17 protein-coding genes are annotated in these 22,309 nt (G+C 68.4%); 14 read left to right on the forward strand and 3 right to left on the reverse strand.

Annotated features, from left to right (window positions below; translation table 11 throughout):
* Positions 1-21: 21 nt before the first annotated feature.
* A complete protein-coding gene (locus tag QR64_RS01210) occupies positions 22-1,224 on the forward strand; it encodes an MFS transporter (RefSeq protein WP_006553429.1) in 1,203 nt (400 codons plus the stop codon).
* A 14-nt stretch (positions 1,225-1,238) separates the two neighbouring features.
* Here QR64_RS01210 and QR64_RS01215 read toward each other — a convergent pair whose 3' ends face one another.
* Positions 1,239-2,822: a Rieske 2Fe-2S domain-containing protein gene (locus QR64_RS01215; RefSeq protein ID WP_019290360.1), complete on the reverse strand. Its 1,584-nt coding sequence runs from the start codon at positions 2,820-2,822 to the stop codon at positions 1,239-1,241.
* Positions 2,823-2,874: 52 nt separating this feature from the next.
* A complete protein-coding gene (locus tag QR64_RS01220; protein WP_039583643.1) occupies positions 2,875-3,687 on the reverse strand; it encodes a hypothetical protein in 813 nt (270 codons plus the stop codon).
* 63 nt (positions 3,688-3,750) lie between these two features.
* Between QR64_RS01220 and QR64_RS01225 the strand changes: the two genes are divergently transcribed.
* Positions 3,751-4,566 (forward strand): lysophospholipid acyltransferase family protein, encoded by an 816-nt coding sequence (locus QR64_RS01225; RefSeq protein WP_006553432.1) that lies wholly within the window; start codon positions 3,751-3,753, stop codon positions 4,564-4,566.
* Positions 4,529-5,482 carry an HAD family hydrolase gene (locus QR64_RS01230; RefSeq protein WP_235366955.1) on the forward strand — a complete coding sequence of 318 codons (954 nt, stop codon included), beginning with the start codon at positions 4,529-4,531 and terminating at the stop codon, positions 5,480-5,482. The genes QR64_RS01225 and QR64_RS01230 overlap by 38 nt, the downstream gene beginning before the upstream one ends.
* A 25-nt stretch (positions 5,483-5,507) precedes the next feature.
* Here the strand turns inward: QR64_RS01230 and QR64_RS01235 are convergent, their stop codons facing one another.
* A complete protein-coding gene (locus QR64_RS01235; RefSeq protein WP_039583644.1) occupies positions 5,508-7,667 on the reverse strand; it encodes an N-acetylmuramoyl-L-alanine amidase in 2,160 nt (719 codons plus the stop codon).
* 273 nt (positions 7,668-7,940) lie between these two features.
* On the opposite strand from QR64_RS01235, the gene QR64_RS01240 reads away from it, so the two are divergent.
* The 11 genes from QR64_RS01240 to QR64_RS01290 all read left to right on the forward strand — a co-directional run bounded on the left by QR64_RS01240 (position 7,941) and on the right by QR64_RS01290 (position 22,145).
* On the forward strand, positions 7,941-9,500 hold the full coding sequence (locus QR64_RS01240) for a SpoIID/LytB domain-containing protein (protein ID WP_024102671.1): 1,560 nt from the start codon (positions 7,941-7,943) through the stop codon (positions 9,498-9,500).
* Between the two features lie 141 nt (positions 9,501-9,641).
* A complete protein-coding gene (locus tag QR64_RS01245; RefSeq protein ID WP_006553436.1) occupies positions 9,642-10,394 on the forward strand; it encodes a MerR family transcriptional regulator in 753 nt (250 codons plus the stop codon).
* A 72-nt stretch (positions 10,395-10,466) separates the two neighbouring features.
* The gene (gene glf, locus QR64_RS01250) at positions 10,467-11,687 is read left to right on the forward strand and encodes a UDP-galactopyranose mutase (RefSeq protein WP_006553437.1); all 1,221 of its coding nucleotides are present in this window, start codon (positions 10,467-10,469) and stop codon (positions 11,685-11,687) included.
* Positions 11,684-13,621, forward strand: a complete 1,938-nt coding sequence (locus QR64_RS01255) for a glycosyltransferase (RefSeq protein ID WP_006553438.1) — start codon at positions 11,684-11,686, stop codon at positions 13,619-13,621. Before glf ends, QR64_RS01255 begins: the two co-directional genes overlap by 4 nt.
* A gap of 46 nt (positions 13,622-13,667) precedes the next feature.
* Positions 13,668-14,165 (forward strand): phosphatase PAP2 family protein, encoded by a 498-nt coding sequence (locus QR64_RS01260; RefSeq protein ID WP_024102673.1) that lies wholly within the window; start codon positions 13,668-13,670, stop codon positions 14,163-14,165.
* Entirely contained in the window at positions 14,162-15,067 is a 906-nt protein-coding gene (locus QR64_RS01265) for a decaprenyl-phosphate phosphoribosyltransferase (RefSeq protein WP_019290355.1), read from the forward strand. Before QR64_RS01260 ends, QR64_RS01265 begins: the two co-directional genes overlap by 4 nt.
* Positions 15,068-15,071: 4 nt before the next feature.
* Positions 15,072-17,018, forward strand: coding sequence for a flagellar motor control protein ZomB (gene zomB, locus QR64_RS01270; protein WP_084222255.1), 1,947 nt, complete (start codon positions 15,072-15,074; stop codon positions 17,016-17,018).
* Between the two features lie 267 nt (positions 17,019-17,285).
* Entirely contained in the window at positions 17,286-18,296 is a 1,011-nt protein-coding gene (locus QR64_RS01275; protein WP_039583648.1) for an alpha/beta hydrolase, read from the forward strand.
* Between the two features lie 258 nt (positions 18,297-18,554).
* On the forward strand, positions 18,555-20,471 hold the full coding sequence (locus QR64_RS01280; protein WP_039583649.1) for an alpha/beta hydrolase-fold protein: 1,917 nt from the start codon (positions 18,555-18,557) through the stop codon (positions 20,469-20,471).
* Positions 20,472-20,604: 133 nt separating this feature from the next.
* A complete protein-coding gene (locus tag QR64_RS01285; RefSeq protein WP_033097843.1) occupies positions 20,605-21,165 on the forward strand; it encodes a DUF732 domain-containing protein in 561 nt (186 codons plus the stop codon).
* A gap of 20 nt (positions 21,166-21,185) precedes the next feature.
* Complete coding sequence (locus QR64_RS01290; RefSeq protein WP_006553445.1) at positions 21,186-22,145, forward strand: cutinase family protein; 960 nt, start codon at positions 21,186-21,188, stop codon at positions 22,143-22,145.
* Positions 22,146-22,309: the final 164 nt, after the last annotated feature.

Below are 22,309 nucleotides of genomic sequence, written 5' to 3' on the forward strand. Positions count from 1 at the left end.
CGTCGATGTTGATCCGATCCGGTGACTTCGCTGTCCGCGCGGGTGGTCGCGTACGCGTCCGTCCGTGAGTTCGTGCCGCTCTACGGCCTGTACGCGTTGCTGTTCGAGGATCACGGTCTCGACACCCGTTCCATCTCCTCGCTGTTCGTCCTGTGGTCGGTGGTCGCCTTCGTCTCCGAGGTGCCGTCGGGTGCGTGGGCCGACACCGTCTCCCGTCGCGGTCTGCTGTTCGGCAGCGGAGCCCTGCTCACGGCAGCGTTCACGATGTGGCTGGTGTGGCCCGGTTACTGGGGATTCGCGCTCGGTTTCGTCCTATGGGGCATCAGCGAGTCGATGAAATCCGGCACCTTCGAGGCCCTCGTGTACGACGAACTCGTCGCGCGCGGGTGCGAACACCGGTACGCGGCGATCATGGGATACGCCAACGCGGGTGAGATGACGTGTGTCTTCGTCGCGATCCTCACGGCGGCACCGCTGTTCGAACTCGGCGGCTACGCGCTCGTGGGCTGGGTGTCGGTCGCGATCACCGTCGTCGACATCGCGCTCGTGGGAACGCTTCCCGCCGCACCGAAGGTGGAGGAGGCCGATGAGATCGCCGGCAGAGGCGACACCGTCCTCGTCCGCTACATGTCGTCGCTGCGCGCGGGAACGTCCGAGATCCGCACCGACCGGGTGGTGCGACGATCGGTCGTCCTCGCGGCCGCCCTGCTCGCCTGCCTCGCCTTCGACGAGTACTTCGCTCTCCTCGCACGCGAATCGGGAGCGGAGACCGGATTCGTGCCGGTGCTGGTCGCGCTGACGGCCGTCGGACAGGTGGTCGGTGCCGCGACCGCCGGACGGACTGCGACGATGAGCGGCCGCACCATGGGTGCCGTCGTGATCGTCGGATCGGCACTGATCGCCGGTGGTGCACTCGCCGGGGGGATCGCCGGATTCACGGCGATCGGTGTGGGCTACGGCGCGCTGCACAACACGGCGATCGTCGCCGAGGCGCGCCTACAGGACACGATGTCCGGTCGTGCCCGCGCGACCGTCTCGTCCGTCGTCGGCCTGACGAGCGAGGTGCTGTCGGTGGCGGTCTTCGCCGCCTACGCGATCGGCTCGCTGTGGTTGCCGATGGCGGCGCTGGTCGCGGTGACGGTGCTCCCGCTGGTCGGGTTGGGCGTGGTCGTGCCGAGGCTGTTGCCCGCGGCGCGACCCGCCGGGACCGAACGGGAGCGGTGACTACCGGATGCGGATCACAGCTTGGTGCTGCGCAGTTCGTGACCCTTCGAGGTCTTGCAGCGGCCCGATTCGAGATCCCACTGCCAGCCGTGCAGGTTGCAGGTCAGCGTGGTGCCGTCGACGACACCGAACTTCGACAGGTCGGCCTTCAGGTGCGGGCAGCGACGCTGGATCTCGTAGCCGCCCAACTCGATCGACGCCGAGTCGTCGTGCGCCTCGGCGAACCAGCCGTCGGCGTACGCGATGCGCTCGTCGGTCAGGCACTTGAAGAAGGTGTAGAGGAACTCGTTGTATCCGCCGATGCGCCAGGCCGTGAACCGGGTGGACAGGAAGATCGTGTTGACCCAGTCGGGCTCGTCGTCGCGCAGAACCGTGCGCACGAGCTCGGGAGCGATACGGAAACCGTAGCGGTACTTGCCTTCTCCCTCGATGGGTTCGCGCACGACGCGCTTGGGGAAGTCGAGCACCACGGTCTCGTCGCCCATCACCAGACCCACCGGGTAACCGATGCCGTCGCAGATGAGATCGGACTGCGCCATGATCGGCTCGAACTTCGCCTTGAGTGCGGGCAGCAGCGGCTCGCCCTCGGCGGGAGCCCAGGCCGCCTTCTGCGCCGCGATCACCGGAGCGAAGCGCTGCGCCATGTCCTCGATGTAGGCGGCCTTGTTCGTGAAGATCGCCTCGACCTGCTCGTCGGGGATCGGGTGCGTGAGCGTCATGTGCTCGCTGCCCTTCAGATCCACCACCGAACCCGGGATCATGAGCAGACCGCCCTCGCGGCCGTGGATGCGCAGTTGCTCGAGGAAGACCTGCTGGTCGGGGAAGATGTTGCCCTCGTCGCCGTGGTCGTCGTTGAGGTCGCGCAGGTCGTCGTCGAGGAAGACCGGCGGACCGGCCGACGGCACGATCCACGTCGCGTCGACCTGGTCGATGTAGCTGCGGCAACGGTCCATGCCGCGCTGGCGCTTCTGCTTGCCGAAGTTGGCCTTGGTCTTCTTCGGGATGTCGTAGACCATCGGGTACCAGATGGCGCCCGAGTACTGCAGCAGGTGGATGTCGATCTTCCCGAACGCCTCGTGCATGACGTCCATGTCGATCGGCCGCGCGTCGTTCATGTTGAACACGGTCGACTCACCGTCGGAGACGATCAGGCCCGAGTCGCCGATCGGTCCGTCGGCCGGCGCACGCAGCGCGATGATCATGATGTCGAGATCGCCCGGCGAGAGCGGAGCCTGCGGAGCGACCTCGATAGTGCCGTGCCGCAGCCGGTGCTTGACGGAGTCGGTGGTCTCGAAGAATTTCGAGAAACCGAGCTTCTCGAGCTCGCGACGCAGGTCCGGTACCGGATAGTCGGGCAGCAGGACGGTCGCGTCCTTGTTGACGTGCTTGCTCAGCGTGTCGGGATCGAAGTGATCCTTGTGCAGATGCGAGACGTACAGGTAGTCGACGTTGCCGAGAGCGTCCCAGTCGAGACCGGTGTTGTCCGGGAAGGGCACCCACGAGGCGAAGTACGCGGGCGTGACCCACGGATCGCACAGGATGGACCCCGCTTCGGTCTGGATGTGGAAACCGGCGTGTCCGACGCTGGTGATCTGCACTTCGTACCCTCCTGACGTGCTGACCGACGCCTACCAGAGTAGGCGCCGCCCGTCAGTCCACTGCGCCCAGGCAGTACCCGTTGCTGCCCGTGGTGAGCAGGACCACCAGGTCACGGGGTGTACCGGCCTCGACGATCGGAATCGTCACATTCGTGTACACCTCCGAGACCGGGGTGACGGAAGCGGCCGCGGCGTCGAAGGATTCGAGGTCACCGACGACGTCGGGATCGGTGGCCAGCGGCGGCACTCCGGGGTTCCCGGTGCCCCAGGGATCCCACGTGCCCCGCGCCTCGCACACCAGTGGGTACCGCTCCTCGGTGTCGTCCGGATCCACCGGCGCGCCGATCGCCCGTCCGAGGAATCGTTCGACGGCATAGCGGGCGTCCTCGTCGGTGTAGCCCGGCGCGCCGGTCGGGTTCACATACGGGCACGCGTAGCCGGACGCGATCTCGCTGCGCAGGACGGACAGGTCGATGCCACCGGCCGACCACGTCACCGCGTACTGGCCGTCCCTGCCCGGCTGCTGCACCGCGGCGGTGATCGCGTCGACGTCGGCGTACATCTGCCGGGCCCGTTCCGGGGCGATCGTCCAGCACTTGTCCACCACATCGATGCCGCCGACGAGGTCGTTCGTCCATGCCTGCAGCGCCGCGGTGGCGGCGGGATTACCGGGGACGTCCCCGACGACCACCGCGGGCGTCGCGGCGGGGGTGGTCTCCTCGACGGTTTCCGCCGCGGTCGGTTCCGGGCTCTCGGTCGGGATGCCGGACTGCCCGTCGCCCTCGCAACCGGCGACGGTGAGGACCACGGCGACGGCGAGGACGGCGAATGCGAGTACGTCGGGCTTTCGGGCGAGGGTGCGCACAGTAGTGGCCTTTCGACGATGATCACGGTCGTTCCTCCACCGGCCCCCGCTAGGCTGACCGGCGTGGAACCCTTCTATCGGACCATCATCGGTGTCGCCCGCACGCTCTTCGCAGCGCAAGGGCTGAAGTTCGCGATCACCGGGGCGGAGAACATCCCGGCGACGGGTGGTGCGGTCATCGCGATCAACCACACCGGCTACATGGACTTCACCTACGCCGGGATCCCCGCCCGGGTCACCAAGCGGTACATCCGCTTCATGGCGAAGAAGGAAGTCTTCGACCACAAGATCTCCGGCCCCATGATGCGCGCGATGAAGCACATCCCCGTCGACCGCGGCGACGCCGGCGAGTCCTACCGACTCGCCGTGGAGGCGCTGCGTGCCGGTCAGCTCGTGGGTGTCTTCCCGGAGGAGACGATCAGCCGCAGCTTCGAACTCAAGGCGTTCCGGTCCGGCGCGGCACGGATGGCGAACGAAGCCGGTGTCCCGGTGGTCCCCATGGTCATCTGGGGGTCGCAGCGGGTGTGGACGAAGGGCCACCCGAAGCGGCTCGGACGTACGAACACCCCGATCACCATCGAGGTGGGCGCCCCCATCCATCCGTTCGAGCCGGCAGCGGAGATGACCGCGCAGCTCCACGCGACCATGGAGAAGATGCTTCACCGGGTCCAGGACGGTTACATCCACGAGGACGGTGCCTACTGGGTGCCCCGCCGCCTGGGCGGATCCGCGCCGACCCTCGAGGAGGCGACCGCCCTGGACGAGGCCGCGGCCGCCGAGCGTCGCGCCCGGAAGGCCCGCGAACGTGCCGCCCGTGAAGGTGCTGCCGGTAGCGGCAACGATGACGCAGGCGGCGACCGCGGTACTTCGGCACAATGACGGAGTGAACGCACAGTCGAGTCGAGAGCCGTATCGGGACCACATCACGGACGTGGTGCGTCCTGCTTCCACGGACGCGGTGCGTCCTGCTTCCACGGACGCGGTGCGTCCCGGATTGGTGGCTACGGACGTGGACGGCACCCTGATCGACGACACCGAGAAGGTGTCCGATCGGACCCGCGCCGCGGTACATGCGGTGGTCGACTCCGGTGTTCCGTTCGTCCTGGCCACCGGCCGCCCGCCGCGCTGGATCGCGCCGGTCGTCGAAGAGCTGGGCTACGCGCCCATGGCGGTGTGCGCGAACGGTGCCGTGCTCTACGACAGTTCCACCGACCGTGTGCTCAGCGCCGCGGTGCTCGAGGTCGACGAACTGGCGTGGCTCGCCGAGGTGGCCTCGTCGGTGCTTCCCGGCTGCGGTCTGGCCGCGGAGCGGGTGGGGGATCGGGCCCACGACGCGGCGACGCCGCAGTTCGTCAGCGCTCCCGGTTACGAACATGCCTGGCTGAATCCGGACAACACCGAACTCGCCGAGCACGAGGTGATCAGTGAGCCCGCCATCAAGTTGCTCGTCCGGCTCCCCGGCGCGACCAGCCGGGAGATGGCGGAGGCTCTCGTGCCGAAACTGCACGGGCTGGTCGACGTGACCTATTCGACGACCCACGGGCTCATCGAGATCTCCGCGGCGGGGGTCACGAAGGCTTCCGGTCTCCAGGAGATGGCCCGGCTACTGGGTGTCTCCCACGAGAATCTCGTGGCCTTCGGCGACATGCCCAACGACATCCCGATGCTGTCGGTAGCGCGTCACGGTGTGGCGATGGAGAACGCGCATCCGGACGCGAAGTCGGTCGCAGACGAAGTCACCGCCACCAACGTCGAGGACGGGGTGGCCCGCGTTCTCGAACGGTGGTGGCGGTGACTCGTTCCTACCGGTGCGCTGCGGGTCAGCCCGCGGGCGCCGGTTCGGGTGCCGGTTCCGGCGCAGGTGCCGGTTCGGGTCCGGGCGCAGGAGCACCCTCGGGTGCGGGTCCTGCGACGTCGGCCGGCTGATCCTGCATCGCCTGGTCGTAGGCGTCGTCGTAGGCGCGCAGCACCTTGGTGACGACACCCGTGACCTCGTTGAAGATCAGCGAGCCGAACTCGAAGTCCGAACGCCAACCGTCCGGCACCCGGTACTCGTCGCTGGTGGGCAACCCCAGCTCACCAGCGTCGAGTCCGTTCTTCTCCCACGCCTTGTAGATCTCGCCGAGTACCGTCCACGTGCCGCCGTTCGGTGACGTGTAGATGGCCCCGTTGACGAAATTCACTCGTTCGAAACCGCTCTTGACCGCGGGAAGGATCGAGGTCACCGCCTGTCCGAGCCGTCCGAGTTCGCCGCCCTCGGCGAGCCACTTCTGGACCAGCGGGTGACCGCTGAGGCGGATCAGCTCGTCGACGACACCTTCGGCGGTGCCGGCCGAGCCCGAGGCGAGCGCTCCGACGTTGATGTCCGGCACGTTCGGCGACGGATTGGACGGCGACGGATTGGACGGCGACGGGTTCGAGGGTTGCGGGTTCGAGGGTTGCGGGTTCGACGGCGACGGGTTCGAGGGCTGCGGGGCAGTGCCACCGCCACCGCCCTTTGCCGCAGCGACGGCGATATCGCGGATCTTGCCCATCTGCGAGTAGCCGGCATCACCCGGGCAGCTGGTGTTGCCCACGTCGCGGTGCGCGAAGATGATCGGCAGATCCACCGCCGCACCCTGCGGGTAGGGGGTGAACGATGTGCCCTCGGAGTACATCGTGGTGCGGCCCTTGGGGTTCAGTCCCGCGCGGGCCAGACGCCAGCCGAGGAACTTGCCGACCGACTCCACCGCGGCCTGCGGCGGGGCCTGGGTCGAGAAGTCGCCCATCATCGCGATGCCGTGGGTGTTCTCGTTGAATCCACCCGCGTGTGCGCCCTGGACGTTGCGGTCGAGACCACCGGCGCGACCCTCGAAGATCTGGCCGTACTTGTCGACGAGGGTGTTGTATCCGATGTCGCACCAGCCGAGCGTGCGTGCGTGGTACGCGTAGATCGCGCGCACGATCTCGGCCGATTCGGCCTTCGAGTAGTTGTTGCTGCCCGCGGTGTGGTGCACGGTCGCGCCACCGAGGGAGTCGTCGTAGATCGGGGTCTGGCAGCGCATCGACTCGTCGGCGCCCCACTGCTGGCGGGTGATCACCTTCAGGCCGGAGTTACCGAGCGGGCTCGCGATGTCCTCGAGTCGCGCGTCCGCTTCGCTGCTGCCGGGCGAGATGAGCACGGCACTGACCGCTTCGGCGGCCGCCTGCAGCGGGTTCTCGCGCAGCGGCTTGGACGAGGACGCGGGCACGTATCCGAGGTCGGGTGCATCGGCTGCGGGTGCAGCGACCGGCGCGGGTGCCTCGTCGGCGGGGACCGGGGCCTCCGCCGGGGCTGCAGGAGCAGGAGCTTCGGGCGCCGGTGCCTCCGGGGCGGGTGCCTCGGGAGCGGGAGCGGGAGCTTCGGGTGCCGGCGGGGCCTCCGCGCCGGCGAGATTCGGTTCGGGGCCGGGACGCGGCGTCAGCAGCACCTGCACCGCACGGGTGGCACCGACGTAGATCGGCTCCGTGCCTGTGCGTCCCTCGCTGGTGGCGTCGTCGGCGCGCGTCTCGATCGGCTCGGTCGCGGTCCAGGGACCCCAGCTGCCGTCGTCCTGCTGCGCGCGGATGAGCGCGTCGGTGGCGGCGACGTCCTCGGCGGCGAGCGCGACGAGGCTGAACGGGGTGTCGCGGGTGAGTTCCTTGACGGTCGCACCGACGCGCTGGACGAGTCCGCCGTTCGGGTCGGGAGCAGTCGTGATCTGCGGGAGCCCGTCGACGATCTCCTTCAGGCTGAGGTCCGGCAGGTTGAGACCGGTGAGCTCCTCGAGCGGGATGATCAGGTCGGGCACCGAGGCGAGCACGACTTCCGCGATATCGGGTGCCACTGCCTCGACGGTGTCGTTGGCATTCCGGATCTCGGGAGCGGTGCTGGTCAGCCCGGTGACGGCGAAGGGCGTCGCGACGGCCAGGGCGGCGACGGCACCCAGGACGATCGACGGCTTGGGGCGGCGATGCGGCACTGTTTGCTACTCCCTGTCGTTGGTGCTCCAGCGGACGGTTCCGACTTCGGATCGTCCCTTACGTGTCGCTTCCGTGGCCCGGTTCGGACACGAAAGTTCTGTAACTCGTGATTCTTGTGTTGCTTCTGTGACATTTGTTGCCTAGCTCCGTCACTCTTGTCACACTAGACGCAGCAAACCTTAAGCCTCAACCTGAGCTTGAGGATCGGTCGAAATTGTCCGATATCGCGGATCACGAGTTCGCGCCTACAGCGACAACGAGGGAGCAACGTCATGTCACGACAGTCCATCGGGCGCAGAGGCAAGATCCGGAGGCGGCGCATCATCCTCGGCAGGCCGCTGCGCAACGGATGGCGTCCCTCCGTCGCCCGTGCCGCCGCGATCGGGGTCGCTCCCGCGCTGCTCGTCGGAGCCGGCGTGGGCGCGCTCGTCCAGAGCAACCAGGCGGCACCAGGTGTCGTGCAAGCGGTTTCGGCCGACACGCCCTTCACGTTCAGTGGCTTCGGTCACGGCCACGGTCGTGGCATGGGGCAGTGGGGTGCCTACGGCTACGCCCAGGACGGGTGGACCGCCGAGCGGATCATCGGCCACTACTACGGCGGCACCGAACTCGGCACGGTCGACGACGCGATGATCGCGGTCCGTCTCATGGCGCGCGACGACCACACCCTCGACGTCTACTCCGACACCGGCATGATCGTCGCCGGTAAGCAACTCGCGCCCGGCGAGGCCGCGCACCTGACACCCACCCCGGACGGCGGCGCGAACGTCGTCGTCACCGAGGGCTGCAGCGGCGACGTGCTGTGGCAGGCAGCCACCGACCTGCCGTGGGTGGACCCGATCGACCTCGCCGAGGACCGTCCCGCGAACGAGCACCTCACGATGTGCTCGGACGACAAGACCTACCGCGGTGCCCTCGGTGTGGTGCTCGACGGCACCGCCCCGCGCACCGTCAACCGCCTCCACGTCGAGGACTACCTGCGCAGCGTGGTCCCCGCCGAGGCGCTGCCCGCCTGGGCCGACACCGGTGGTGCCGAGGCGCTGCGGGCGCAGGCCATCGCCGCGCGGTCCTACGCCCTCGCCGAGAAGCGCCACGAGAAGTGGCAGACCTGCGACACCACGGACTGTCAGGTCTACGGCGGGTCGGGCGTCGAGGATCCGCGCACGGACGACGGTGTGCGCACCACCCGCGGAACCGTCCTGATGAAGGACGGCGAGGTCGTGCGCAGCGAGTTCTCCGCCTCCACCGGCGGCTACTCGGCCGGCGGCACCTTCCCGCCCGTCGAGGACGAGGGTGACAAGGTCGCCCCGAACCGCGAATGGGCCAAGACCTTCACCGCGGCCGAGATCGGCAGCAAGTTCGGCGTCGGCGACCTCCAGGCATTCGAGGTGCTCTCCCGCAACAATCTCGGACCCGAAGGCGGTCGCGTGACCCGGGTCCGCGTGGTCGGCTCCGACCGCACCATCGAAACGACGGGCGCCGAGGCACGGACCAAGCTGGGACTGCGTTCCGACTGGTTCACCGTCAAGGAAGGCATCGACGAGGACGCCCCGGAGATCACTCCGGCACCCGAACCCGGCCCCGAAACCGGCACCGATCCCTTCGGCAGCGGCACCGGCACCTCGCCCATCGAGCAGGCCTATCTGGACCTCGGCGGCGTCGACAGCGTGCTCGGCTCGCCCATCGGCCCCGAGCTGATGCTGCCCGACGAGATCGGCAAGTTCCGGATCTTCACCGGCGGCGCGATCGTGTGGACACCGGACCTCGGTGCTCAGGTCATCGACGCGAGCTTCCTGAAGGACTGGTTCCCGAGCACGGGTAGCGCCGAGTAACCCGACGGCACATCTCGACCGGCCGGTCGCCCCGAACAGGGCGGGCGGCCGGTGGCGTTCCGGCACCGCGACGACGATGGTTGACATTGACGCAACGTCAAGATGCACGCTGGGCGTAGCCGGAAAGAAGAAGGTGGGCACGTGCGGGAATGGTCGATCCAGCAACTGGCACGCGCCGCCGGTGTCACCAGCCGCACACTGCGGCACTACGGCGACGTGGGGGTGCTGCATCCGAGCCGCACCGGCAGCAACGGCATGCGGTTCTACGACGAGGACGCACTCGTGCGTCTCCAGCGCATCCTGCTGCTCCGCGATCTGGGACTGGCCCTGCCCGCCATCCGCGACGTGCTCGCCGGTCACGACGACACCGCGAGCGCACTGCGCACCCACCTCGACCTGCTCGAACACGAGCGCCGGCAGTTGGACCGCCGTATCGCGGCGGTGCGCACCACCTTGGCGAAGACGGAGAGAGGGGAGGAACTCGTGGCAGACGAAGTGTTCGACGGGTTCGACCACACGCAGTACCGGGACGAGGTCATCGAACGGTGGGGCAAGGACGCCTACGACTCGGGCGATCGTTGGTGGCGGGGCATGGACGACGCCGCCAGGCACGACTGGATGAAGCAGGTCGAGCAGCTGAACCATGACTGGATCGCGGCGGCCCGGGCCGGTCTCGACCCGGCGGGCCCCGAAGCGCAGGACCTCGCGCGGCGGCACGTCGCCTGGCTGTCGTCGATTCCGGGCACCCCGGGAGGCGGCACTGCGGCGGGCAGTCCGCGGGAGTACGTGCTCGGTCTCGCCGACATGTACGTCGAGGACGAGCGTTTCGCGGCGAACTACGGAGGACGGGAGGGCGCCGAATTCGTCCGTGACGCGCTCACCTACTACGTGTGAGTGTGACGGCCCTCTCGGTCCGCCCGGACCGAGAGGGCACCTCCGCGACGGAGTCGCATACCCTGGTCTCCCGTGACTGCTGCATCAGCGCCCCAGCCCTCCACCGGTGAGTACGACCTGATCGTCGTCGGCTCCGGATTCTTCGGACTGACGATCGCCGAGCGCGCGGCCACGCAGCTCGGCAAGCGAGTGCTCGTGATCGAGCGTCGCCACCACCTCGGTGGCAACGCATACTCCGAGCCCGAACCGGAAACCGGAATCGAGATCCACAAGTACGGTGCCCACCTGTTCCACACCTCCAACAAGAGGGTGTGGGACTACGTGAACCAGTTCACCGATTTCACCGGCTACCAGCATCGCGTGTTCGCGATGCACAAGGGCCAGGCCTACCAGTTCCCGATGGGTCTCGGACTGGTGTCGCAGTTCTTCGGCCGGTACTTCAGCCCCGACGAGGCACGCGCCCTCATCAAGGAGCAGGCCGCCGAGATCGACACCGCCGAGGCGAAGAACCTCGAGGAGAAGGCGATCTCCCTGATCGGCCGCCCCCTGTACGAGGCGTTCGTCCGCGACTACACGGCCAAGCAGTGGCAGACCGACCCGAAGGAACTGCCCGCCGGCAACATCGCCCGGCTGCCCGTCCGCTACACCTTCGACAACCGCTACTTCAACGACACCTACGAGGGCCTGCCGGTCGACGGGTACACGGCGTGGCTGGAGAACATGGCGGAGAACGAGCGGATCGAGGTCCGGCTCGACACCGACTGGTTCGAGGTGCGCGATGAGGTCCGTGCCGCGAGCCCGGAAGCCCCCGTCGTCTACACCGGCCCGCTCGACCGCTACTTCGACTACTCCGAGGGCCGGCTCGGATGGCGCACCCTCGACTTCGAGACCGAGGTGCTGCCCACCGGCGACTTCCAGGGCACCCCGGTCATGAACTACAACGACGCCGACGTGCCCTACACCCGCATCCACGAGTTCCGGCACTTCCACCCCGAGCGCGACACCTACCCGACCGACAAGACGGTCATCATGCGTGAGTACTCGCGTTTCGCCGAGAACGACGACGAGCCGTACTACCCGATCAACACCCCCGAGGACCGCGAGAAACTCAACGCCTATCGCTCCCTCGCGAAGAAGGAAGCCGCGGACAACAAGGTGCTCTTCGGTGGCCGGCTCGGCACCTACCAGTACCTCGACATGCACATGGCGATCGCGAGCGCGCTGTCGATGTTCGACAACGTCCTCGCCCCGCATTTCGACTCGGGAGCGCCCATCGCCGGGGACGCCTCGTGAGTGCCGCGAAGCACGCGGCCGTCGCGAAGCACGAGGCGGCGAGTACCCCCGCCACGGAGGACGAACTGCTCGGCCGGTCGCTGCTGCAGCGCATCATCCTGCCGCGCCCGGGCGAGCCCCTCGACGTGCGCACGCTCTACCTCGAGGAGTCGCCCACCAACGCGCGTCGCGCCCACGCGACGAGCCGGACGACGCTGGCGATCGGCGCCGAGTCCGAGGTGTCGCTGTGCACCTACTTCAACGCCTTCCCGGCGAGCTACTGGCGTCGCTGGAGCACGCTCGGCTCGGTGGTGCTGCGACTCGAACTCACCGGCCACGGCCGCGTCGACCTGTACCGCAGCAAGGCCGACTCGAGCCGCATCCACGTCACCGGCCGCGAGTTCCGCGGGTCCGACACGGTCGTCGAGATCGAAGCCGACCTGGGGCCGTTCGAGGACGGCGGCTGGCTGTGGTTCGACGTGACCACCGACAGCGAGGTCACGCTGCACGCCGCCGGCTGGTACGCACCTGTCGAGGCGCCCGGACACGCCTCGGTCGCAGTGGGCATCCCGACCTTCAACCGCCCTGCCGACTGCGTGAAGGCGCTGCGTGCGCTCGCGTCCGACCCGCTGGTGATGGACGTCGTCGACGCCGTCATCATCCCCGACCAGGGCACCCGCAAGGTTCGCGACGAGGCCGACTTCGCGGAGGCCGCCGAACCCTTCGGCGACCGTCTCGTCATCCACGACCAGGGCAACCTCGGTGGCTCCGGCGGCTACAGCCGCATCATGTACGAGGCGCTGAAGACCACTTCCAGCCCGTACATCCTGTTCATGGACGACGACATCGAGATCGAACCCGACTCGATCCTGCGCGCGCTCGCCCTGTCGCGATTCGCGAAGAAGCCCATGCTCGTCGGCGGGCAGATGCTCAACCTGCAGGAACGCAGCCACCTGCACACCATGGGCGAGGTCATCCACCGCTCGAACTTCATGTGGGGTGCCGCGCCGAACGTCGAGTACGACCACGACTTCTCCACCAAGCCGCTGCGCGACCGGGAGAACTCGAAGCTCCTGCACCGACGCATCGACGTCGACTTCAACGGCTGGTGGATGTGCATGATCCCGCGTGTCGTCGCGGAGGAGATCGGCCAGCCCCTGCCGCTGTTCATCAAATGGGACGACGCCGAGTACGGCCTGCGGGCACGGGACGCCGGCTACCCCACGGTGACGATGCCCGGCGCCGCGATCTGGCACATGGCGTGGAGCGACAAGGACGACGCCATCGACTGGCAGGCGTACTTCCATCTGCGCAACCGGCTCGTCGTGGCCGCGCTGCACCAGCACGGCGACGCCAAGCCGATGGTGCTCGACACGATCAAGGCCACGATCAAGCACCTCGTGTGTCTCGAGTACTCGACGGTCGCGATCCAGAACAAGGCCATCGAGGACTTCCTCGCCGGTCCGGAGAACCTGTTCGAGCTGCTGCCGCGTGCCCTCGGCGAGGTGCACGCGCTCCGGAAGAACTTCCCCGACGCCGTGGTGCTGCCGTCGTCGACCGAACTGCCGATGGCATCCGGCGCCGAGGTCGGGGCCGTCGGACTGCCCGAGGGTGCGGTCGCGAAGGTCAGGCGTCTCGCGAAGGGTGTGCTGCACAACGTGCGCCCCGAGAACCGCGAGCACCACGAGCGGCCGCAGCTGAACGTGCCCACCATCGACGCGCGGTGGTTCCTGCTCTCGCAGGTCGACGGCGTGACGGTCACCACGGCGGACGGTCGGGGTGTCGTCTACCGTAAGCGCGACCGTGCTCAGGCCCAGGCCCTGCTCACCGAGGCGCTCAGGCTGCGACGCGAACTCGCGCGCCGGTTCCCCGAGATGAAGAAGCGGTACCGGGACGCGGTTCCCGCCCTGACCAGCAAGGAGGAGTGGGAGCGTGTCTTCGGAATCGGCAACTGACCCCGGCACTGCGGCTGCACGTCACTGGAAGAGCACCGACACCGAGGTGCGGGTGCTGCAGACCGTCCAGGCCACCGCCGGTGCCGTACCCGCAGCGACGACGATCGCCCGCGGCATGTCGCACTTCGGTGAGCACGCTCTCGGCTGGATCGCGATCGGCGCCGCCGGCGCCCTCGTCGACCGTCCCCGTCGCCGCAAGTGGGCGAGCGTGGCGGTCGGCGCGTTCGGTGCCCACGCGGCGTCCGTCGTCATCAAGCGGGTCGTGCGCCGTCCGCGGCCGGTGGACCCGACGGTGCAGGTCAACGTGTCCACGCCGAGCCGGCTGAGCTTCCCGTCGTCGCATGTGACGTCCACGACTGCGGCGGCCGTGCTACTCGCCCGCACCACCGGGCTACCCTTTCCCGCGGTGCTCGTGCCGCCCATGATGCTGTCCCGCCTGGTGCTGGGCGTGCACTATCCGACGGATGTACTGGCGGGTGCGGCACTCGGTGCGGCGTCCGCGGCCGTCGTGGCGCGGGCAGAGACGAAGTGGGGAGATCGATGAGCGAGGAACCGGCGCCCGTCAAGGAGGCGCCCAAGAGCCTGGGCGCCGGGATCGTCAAGGCGGTCCGTCCCCGACAGTGGGTGAAGAACGTCCTGGTGCTCGCGGCCCCGATGGCGGCCGGCTCGGTCACCCAGGTCGACGTGCTGCTGCCCGTCGCGCTCGCCTTCGTCGTCTTCTGTATGGCCGCCTCGGGCATCTACCTCGTCAACGACGCGATGGACGTCGAAGCCGACCGTGCACACCCCACCAAGCGGTTCCGGCCCATCGCGGCCGGCGTGCTCCCGGTGCGACTCGCGTACATCCTCGCGACGGTGCTGCTCGTCGGCTCGATCGTGCTGTCGTTCATCGCGAACTGGCAGCTCGCCGTCGTCATGGCGGTGTACATCGGCATCCAGCTCGCGTACTGCTTCGGGCTCAAGCACCAGGCCGTGCTCGACATCTGCATCGTCTCGTCGGGCTTCTTGATCCGTGCCATCGCCGGTGGCGTGGCCGCCGAGATCCCGCTGTCGCAGTGGTTCCTGCTGATCATGGCGTTCGGGTCGCTGTTCATGGCGGCCGGCAAACGGTACGCCGAGTTGCGCCTCGCGACCCGCACCGGCGCGAAGATCCGCAAGTCGCTCGAGTACTACACCGAGACCTACCTGCGGTTCGTGTGGACCGTCGCGGCGACGGCGGTCGTGCTCTGCTACGGCCTGTGGGCGTTCGAACAGGACAACGTGGCCGGTTCCAACTGGTACGCCATCTCGATGGTCCCGTTCGTCGTCGCCATCCTGCGCTACGCGGTCGACGTCGACGGCGGAGAAGCCGGCGAACCCGAGGAGATCGCCCTGAAGGACCGGGTGCTGCAGTTGCTCGCAGTGGTGTGGATCCTGGTGGTCGGCGGTGCTGTCTACCTCTTCTGACGTCGTGCACGGCGTCCACGACACCGAGGCCGGACCGTCCAGTACGGTCGGGCCCGTTCGGCGTGACCGCCTCACCGGCGGTGTGTTCGCCGCGGGTGTGGTCGTCTCCGCGTTCCTGATGTTCTGGGGAGCGTGGGAGCGGCGCTGGATCGCCGACGACGGTCTCATCGTCCTGCGAACCGTGCGCAACCTCCTCGCCGGCAACGGGCCGGTGTTCAACGCGGGGGAGCGTGTGGAGGCCAACACCTCCACCGCGTGGACGTACATCGTCTACGCGGGCGGATGGCTCACCGGCCTCCGCCTCGAATACGTGGTGCTCACGATCGCGCTCGTGTTGTCGACGGGCGCGATCGTCCTCGCCATGCTCGGCGCCGCACGCCTGTACCGGTGGCGACTGCGCGCCACCACGGGCACCGTGCTGCTCCTGCCCGCCGGTGTCCTCGTCTACATCGCGGTGCCCCCGGCCCGCGACTTCGCCACCTCGGGCCTCGAGTCCTGCCTGGTGATCTGCTGGCTCGGCCTGCTGTGGCTGCTCATGGCCCGGTGGGCGACCGCCACGCCGGGAGGGGACGGATCGCTCCCGGGTACCGGGCAGATCCTCGCCACGGCGTTCGTCGCCGGACTCGGCCCGCTCGTGCGACCCGAACTCGCGCTGGTCGCGGTGCTCGCACTCGCGATGCTGTTCCTCGCGCCCGGCCTCGACCTGCGCATCCGGGTCGCGATGGTCGCGGTCGCCGGGATGATCCCGATCGGTTACCAGATCTGGCGCATGGGCTATTACGGACTGCCCTATCCCAACACCGCGGTCGCCAAGGACGCCGGTGGTGCCAAGTGGTCGCAGGGCCTCGAATATCTCGGCAACCTCGTCTCGCCGTACCTGCTGTGGCTGCCGCTGCTGGTCCTCGCGGTCCTCGCCGCGCTCGTCCTCGCGACCAGCCGTGAGGTGGTGGGCCTCACCGCAGCGGCGGCGCGTCCCGATCCGCGCGACGTGCGGGCCACGCTGACCTGGGCGCAGAAGCTGTTGCGCACACCGACCGCCGTCGTCGTGCTGTTCCTCGGCTCCGGTGTGCTGCTCGCGCTGTACTCGCTGCGTGTGGGCGGCGACTTCATGCACGGCCGCGTCCTCCTGCCGCCGCTGTTCTGCCTGCTCCTGCCCGTCGCCGTCGTCCCGCTGCGGATCCCGGACCGGGCGGAGCTCGGCAACAACCGGCCGACGCAGGTCGCGGGTGCGTTGGCCGTGCTGTGGCTGGGCACCGTCGTGTGGACGGCCGCCGCGGCCAACACGACCGGCATGACCGAGGGCGCCGTGGTGGGCCGATCCGGCATCGTCGACGAGCGCGCCTTCTACGCCCTCAACACCGGGCATCTGCATCCCATCCTGGCCGAGGACTATCTCGACTACCCACGTATGCGGGCCATGGTCGAGGCCATCGCGAACACCCCGAACGGCGGGCTGCTGCTGCCGACCCCCTCCTTCGACGCGTGGGACGTCGTGCCGCCACCCGAGCCCATCCCACCGGGCGGTGCCGGGCACACGGTGTTCTTCCTGAACCTGGGCATGACCAGCATGAACACCGGTCTGGACGTGCGGGTCGTCGACCAGATGGGCCTGGCCTACCCGCTCGCCGCGCACACCGAGCGTCTCGAGGACGGCCGGATCGGCCATGACAAGATCCTGTTCCCCGACTGGGTGGTCGCCGATTCGGGCATGGTCGACGTCCATCCGTGGATGCCGGGCTATCTCGACGAGGACTGGGTCGCGATGGCGAAGACCGCGCTGACCTGTCCCGAGACCCGGGAGATGATCGATTCCTCGAGCGCCGAACTCACGTGGGCACTGTTCAAGAGGAACCTGCGCAACGCGTTCGACTACGCCTCGTACCGGATCGAACGGGTGCCGAAGTACGAGATCCAGCGCTGTGACCTGCCGATGCCACCGCCGCGGGGGTGACGGCCGGACACCGAGATCAACTTGGCCCCCTTCGACTGTCTCGATAGGATCACGACGCATCACGGATAGGTAACATTCCGGCAGCGCGTGCTTGACCTATAGGTCAAGAGGTGCCCAAGAGCTGTTGAAACCAGGGTTTGTCAGAGATCACGCGGTCCTTTACAGTTTTGACCGCAGTGTGACTTGGGGCGGCCTTCCGCGGTCGTCATCGCCGGAATCCGGGGGACGCGAACGCGGACGCCGCAGACGAGAAAGAGAGCATTGTTCATGCGTTTTGTCCCGAGGTTGAGGCAGGGCCTTCGACGGCGACTGCTCGGCACCGCCGCCGCAGCTCTGGTCCTCCCCGTGGCTGCCGGCCTCGTCGGAACCACCGCCGCCGTCGCCGCGCCGGCGCAGGGAGCGCCGGTCTCGCACCGCGCGCCTGCAGGGGGCTTCGAAGAGGTCTTCGTCGAGTCCGACATGGGCCCGATCAAGGTTCAGATCCAGTGGGCTGCGCGCGGTGGCGACGCGGCGCTCTACATGCTCGACGGCCTGCGCGCTCGGGACGACGTGAACGCCTGGACGTTCGAGACGAACGCCCTGCAGCAGTTCGCGAACGACAACGTCAGCCTGATCATGCCGGTCGGCGGACAGTCGAGCTTCTACACCGACTGGTACGCGCCGTCCAACCTGAACGGCCAGGACATCACCTACAAGTGGGAGACGTTCCTGACGGAGCAGCTGCCCGACTATCTCGCCACCCGTGGCGTGTCGCGCAACAACAACGGCATTCTCGGCCTGTCGATGGGCGGTTCCGCCGCCCTGACCCTGGCCGCCTACCACCGCGACCAGTTCAAGTTCGCGTCGTCGTTGTCCGGCTACCTGAACCTGTCGGCTCCCGGCATGCGTGAGGCCATCCGCGTGGCGATGCTCGACGCCGGCCGCTTCAACGTCGACTCGATGTGGGGCCCGCCGTGGAGCCCGGCGTGGCTGCGCAACGACCCGTTCGTCTTCGCTCCGAAGCTCGAGGGTCTGTCGCTGTACATCTCGGCCGCCAGCGGTCTGCCCGGTGAGCACGACAACCCGCAGGGCTTCGTCGGCTACTACAACACCGCCAACGGCATGGCGCTCGAGGCGCTGTCCCTCGCCCAGACCCGCGCGTTCCAGCTCAAGCTGGCGACGCTCGGCATCCCGGCTACCTTCGACTTCCCGGCGCGCGGCACGCACGCATGGAAGTACTGGGAGGATCAGCTGTGGAAGGCACGCCCGCAGATCCTCGAGGCGCTGAACGCGTTCTGATCTCCGGTACGCACTGCTAGCAACGACGCCGCCCGCTCACCGATCCGGTGAGTGGGCGGCGTCGTAACTTTCTGCAACAATTTTCTCACCTGTCACAGCGCGGCACCCGCGATTCCGGGCGCCGCCGGTGTAGAAACAACATCCGGGACTCCGGTATCCCGAGTCGGCATACCCAGCCGGGCGCCCTGCCACTGCCGCCGTCGCGGTCCACCCGAAGCCGCACTTCGGCAGGAAATCCGGCAACGCAGAAAGTGAGCGATGCAGATGCGAACTGAGCTCGAGCACGGTGAGCGACGGACGGGGCCGAGCAGGAGAGTGGCTCGCGTCGCGGGTGCGCGGCGCAGAAGATCCCGTGCGCTCGCACTGATCGCCGCAGCTCTCGTCGCGCCCGTCGCCGCAGGTCTGACCACCGTCTCGGTGGCTACCGCCGATCCGCTCATCGCCCAGTCCGGCCCGACGAGCACTTCCGGTGCGACCGTCCGCTCTGTCGACTGGCTCACCGATCGCCGCGTCGCCCTGTGGATCGACTCGCCGTCGATGGGGACGCCGATCCAGGTGCAGCTGCTGCTCGCGCGCGACTGGAACAGCAAGCCCGACGCGAAGTTCCCGTCGGTGTTCATGCTCGACGGCATGCGCGCGCGCGACGACGAGAACGGGTGGACGCTCGAGACCGATGCGGAGGCATTCTTCGCCGACAAGAACGTCAACGTCGTGCTGCCGGTGGGCGGCCAGTCGAGCTTCTACTCCGACTGGATCGATCAGAACAACGGACAGAACTACAAGTGGGAGACCTTCCTGACGAAGGAGCTCCCTCCGCTGCTCGAACGCGACTGGCGTACCACCGACAAGCGTGGCGTCGTCGGCCTGTCGATGGGCGGTACCGCCGCGATGTTCCTACCCGCCCGCAACCCGGGCTTCGCGCAGTTCGCGGCGTCGTTGTCCGGCATCCTCACCACGACCACCCTCGGCATGCCCGAGGCCATCCACTACGCGATGCAGGACGCCGGTGGTTTCGACTCCGAGGCGATGTGGGGTGCGCCCGGCTCCGAGGGCTGGGAGTCGCACGATCCCTACCTGCTCGCCGACAAGCTCGAGGGCGTGAGCCTGTACGTCTCGAGCGGCAGCGGCACCACCGGCCCCCACGACGATCCGTCGGGCATCCCCGGGGTCAGCACCAACTACGCCGGCATGGGCCTCGAGATCCTCTCGCGCCTCACCTCGCAGGCGTTCGCGACGAAGCTCGAGAAGCAGGGCATCCCCGCCCAGATCGTGTACCGGCCGTCGGGCACCCACACGTGGAAGTACTGGGAGTTCGAACTGCACCAGCTGTGGCCGCAGCTCGCCAACACCCTCGGGGTCGAGGTCGACAAGCCCGAGTGCAACCCCACCGGCGCCTTCGGCGATGTGGCGAACGTGAACGGTTGGCTCGGCGACTGCCTCACCGGTGAATACGACGTCGCCGGTGGCAAGGTGCAGGACTTCCGCTTCGGCCGCGTCTTCTCGTCCGACGGCACGACGGTGCCGGTCGCGGGTGCGATCGGCGGCGCCTACCAGGGTGTCGGCGGTCCGGCCGGGCAGCTCGGCTATCCGACCACCGAGGAACGCGTCGCACCCGACGGACGCGGACGGTTCAACCATTTCCGGAACGGCGCGATCTACTGGACGCCCGAGCACGGCGCCCACGCGGTCCGCGGAAAGATCTTCGAGGAATGGAAGAACCAGGGCTGGGAGGGCGGACCGCTCGGCTACCCGATCCTCGACGAGGCGGCGACCCCCGACGGCCGCGGCGCGGTCCAGGGCTTCGAGATCGGCGCCATGTACTGGAGCGAGGACACCGGCGCCCACGGCGTGCAGGGCATGATCCTCGACAAGTACTCCCAGCTCGGCTACGAGACGGGAGTCCTGGGCTACCCGACGGCCAGCGAGCAGCCCGCAGGGGGTGACGGTCGCTTCAACGAGTTTCAGCACGGCAACATCTACTGGAGCCCGCTCACCGGTGCCTGGCCGGTCCGCGGCAAGATCCTCGAGGCGTGGCTCGCCGAGAAGGGTGCCGAAGGACGTCTGGGCCTGCCGATCAGCGACGAGTTCCCGGCCGTGGACGGCAAGGGTGTCCAGCAGAACTTTCAGAACGGCTTCATCACCCTCGACGGCGACGAAGTGAAGCTGCAGCCGTAACCGAACGACAGCAGGGTCGGCCCGTGTAACCGGGGGGAGGAGGGACGCTCCTACCGGCCGCACGGGCCGCTCTGTAGCCTGGGGCGCATCTGACCAAGTTCGACCGACATCCCGGATGTGAGGACCCCACCACATGCCTGCACGGACCCGCTCACGCTCGACCCGAGTCCTCGGCGCCCTCGCTGCGGCACTGACCGCCACGGCCGTTCTCTCCGCGTGCGGAAGCGACGACTCCACCGCGACGAACACGCCGACGACGTCTGCCGCCACGGAAACCTCGGCGTCGACATCGACCTCCGCGGCCGAGACATCCCCCGGCGCAGCCGGGGCCGAGACCACGGGCGAGACCGAGACGAGCGAGGCGTCCCCGGCTCCGTCCTCGCCCGCTGCCGGAGACGACGATGCCGGAGAGGACACGGGCGCGGCACCCGCTCCCACGCCCGGCGCACAGGCCTTCCTCGACGGTCTCCGCGCCGAGGGCGTCGAGCCCAGCGACGAGACCGGCGCGGTGAACATCGCCGACTACATCTGCAGCGCCCAGGCGCAGGGCGGGTCGCCGGAGGAGATCAAGGTGTTCGTGACCGCGCTCGTGGGTAGTGATGCTGCAGCCGGTGGTGTCGAGTTGTCGGAGGATCAGGCCTCCTCGACGGCCGACACGTACATCGCCGTCGCCGGCGAGACGTACTGCAACTAGGGAACGCGGGGACAGCACGAATGGTCAGGACGAAGCAGCGTCGCGGACGCAGGATCGTGGTCGTGGGGGCGCTGCTCGTCCTGGCGATCGTGCTGGTGCTCTGGTACATGCTCGCGGGGCGGCTGGACATCCCGTCGCCGATTCCTACCCCGCCCGGGCCGGAGGAGCCGCAGTCGCAGCCGGCCTCGTGCCCCGACGTGCAGGTCGTCGCGGTGCCGGGCACCTGGGAGTCCGCGGTGGGCGACGATCCGTACGCTCCGGCCGCGAACCCGTACTCGCTCATGCTCAACGTGACGAGGCCGCTGCAGGAGCGTTTCGACGCCCAACGCGCCGATGTCTACACGGTGCCGTACGTCGCGCAGTTCTCGAACCCCATCGCGATCCCGCCGGACGGCCAGCAGTCCTACAACAACAGCCGCAGTGAGGGATTCGCGGCCACCACCGACATCCTCGCGCGACGCTCGGCCGAGTGCCCGCTGACCACCTACGTGCTCACCGGTTTCTCGCAGGGCGCCGTGATCGTGGGCGACGTCGCCGCGCAGATCGGTGCCGGCAACGGCCCGGTCCCCGCCGACCGGGTGCTCGGTGTCGCACTCGTTGCCGACGGTCGCCGCGACGGGGTCTCGGGCACCGACATCGGTGCGCCCGTCGCCGGAGTGGGCGCCGAACTGTCGCTCGACGGCCTGCGGCTGCCGGGGATCACGATGACCGGCGCGCGTCCCGGTGGCTTCGGGGAGCTCGACGACCGCACGATCCAAATCTGCGCGCCCACGGACAGTATCTGTGACGCACCACCGAACGCGCTGAATCCCGCCAACTGGATGTCGGCCGCTCCGCGCCTGCTCGAGTACGTCAACAACCCGATCCACGCGATGTACAACACCTACGTCGTGGACGAGAACGGCACGACCGCGACGCAGTGGATCGCGAACTGGGCGGCGGAGAAGATCGATGCCGCACCGGAACCCGCAGAAGAATGAGGTGCGGCCGTCGCTGCACGCGGGGGAGGTTCGGGTCCGAGTGAACCCTCCCACATATTACTCGCCGGTAGTGTCCGATCTCACCACCCGGTACACTCGAAAGACGGGCTGCCTTTAGAGGCTCTTCGCACTTGGTAGGGGCGGGTGTCGATCGACCCCGTTGC

Source organism: Rhodococcus sp. Chr-9 (genome assembly GCF_000801125.1).
Lineage (GTDB): Bacteria > Actinomycetota > Actinomycetes > Mycobacteriales > Mycobacteriaceae > Rhodococcus > Rhodococcus pyridinivorans.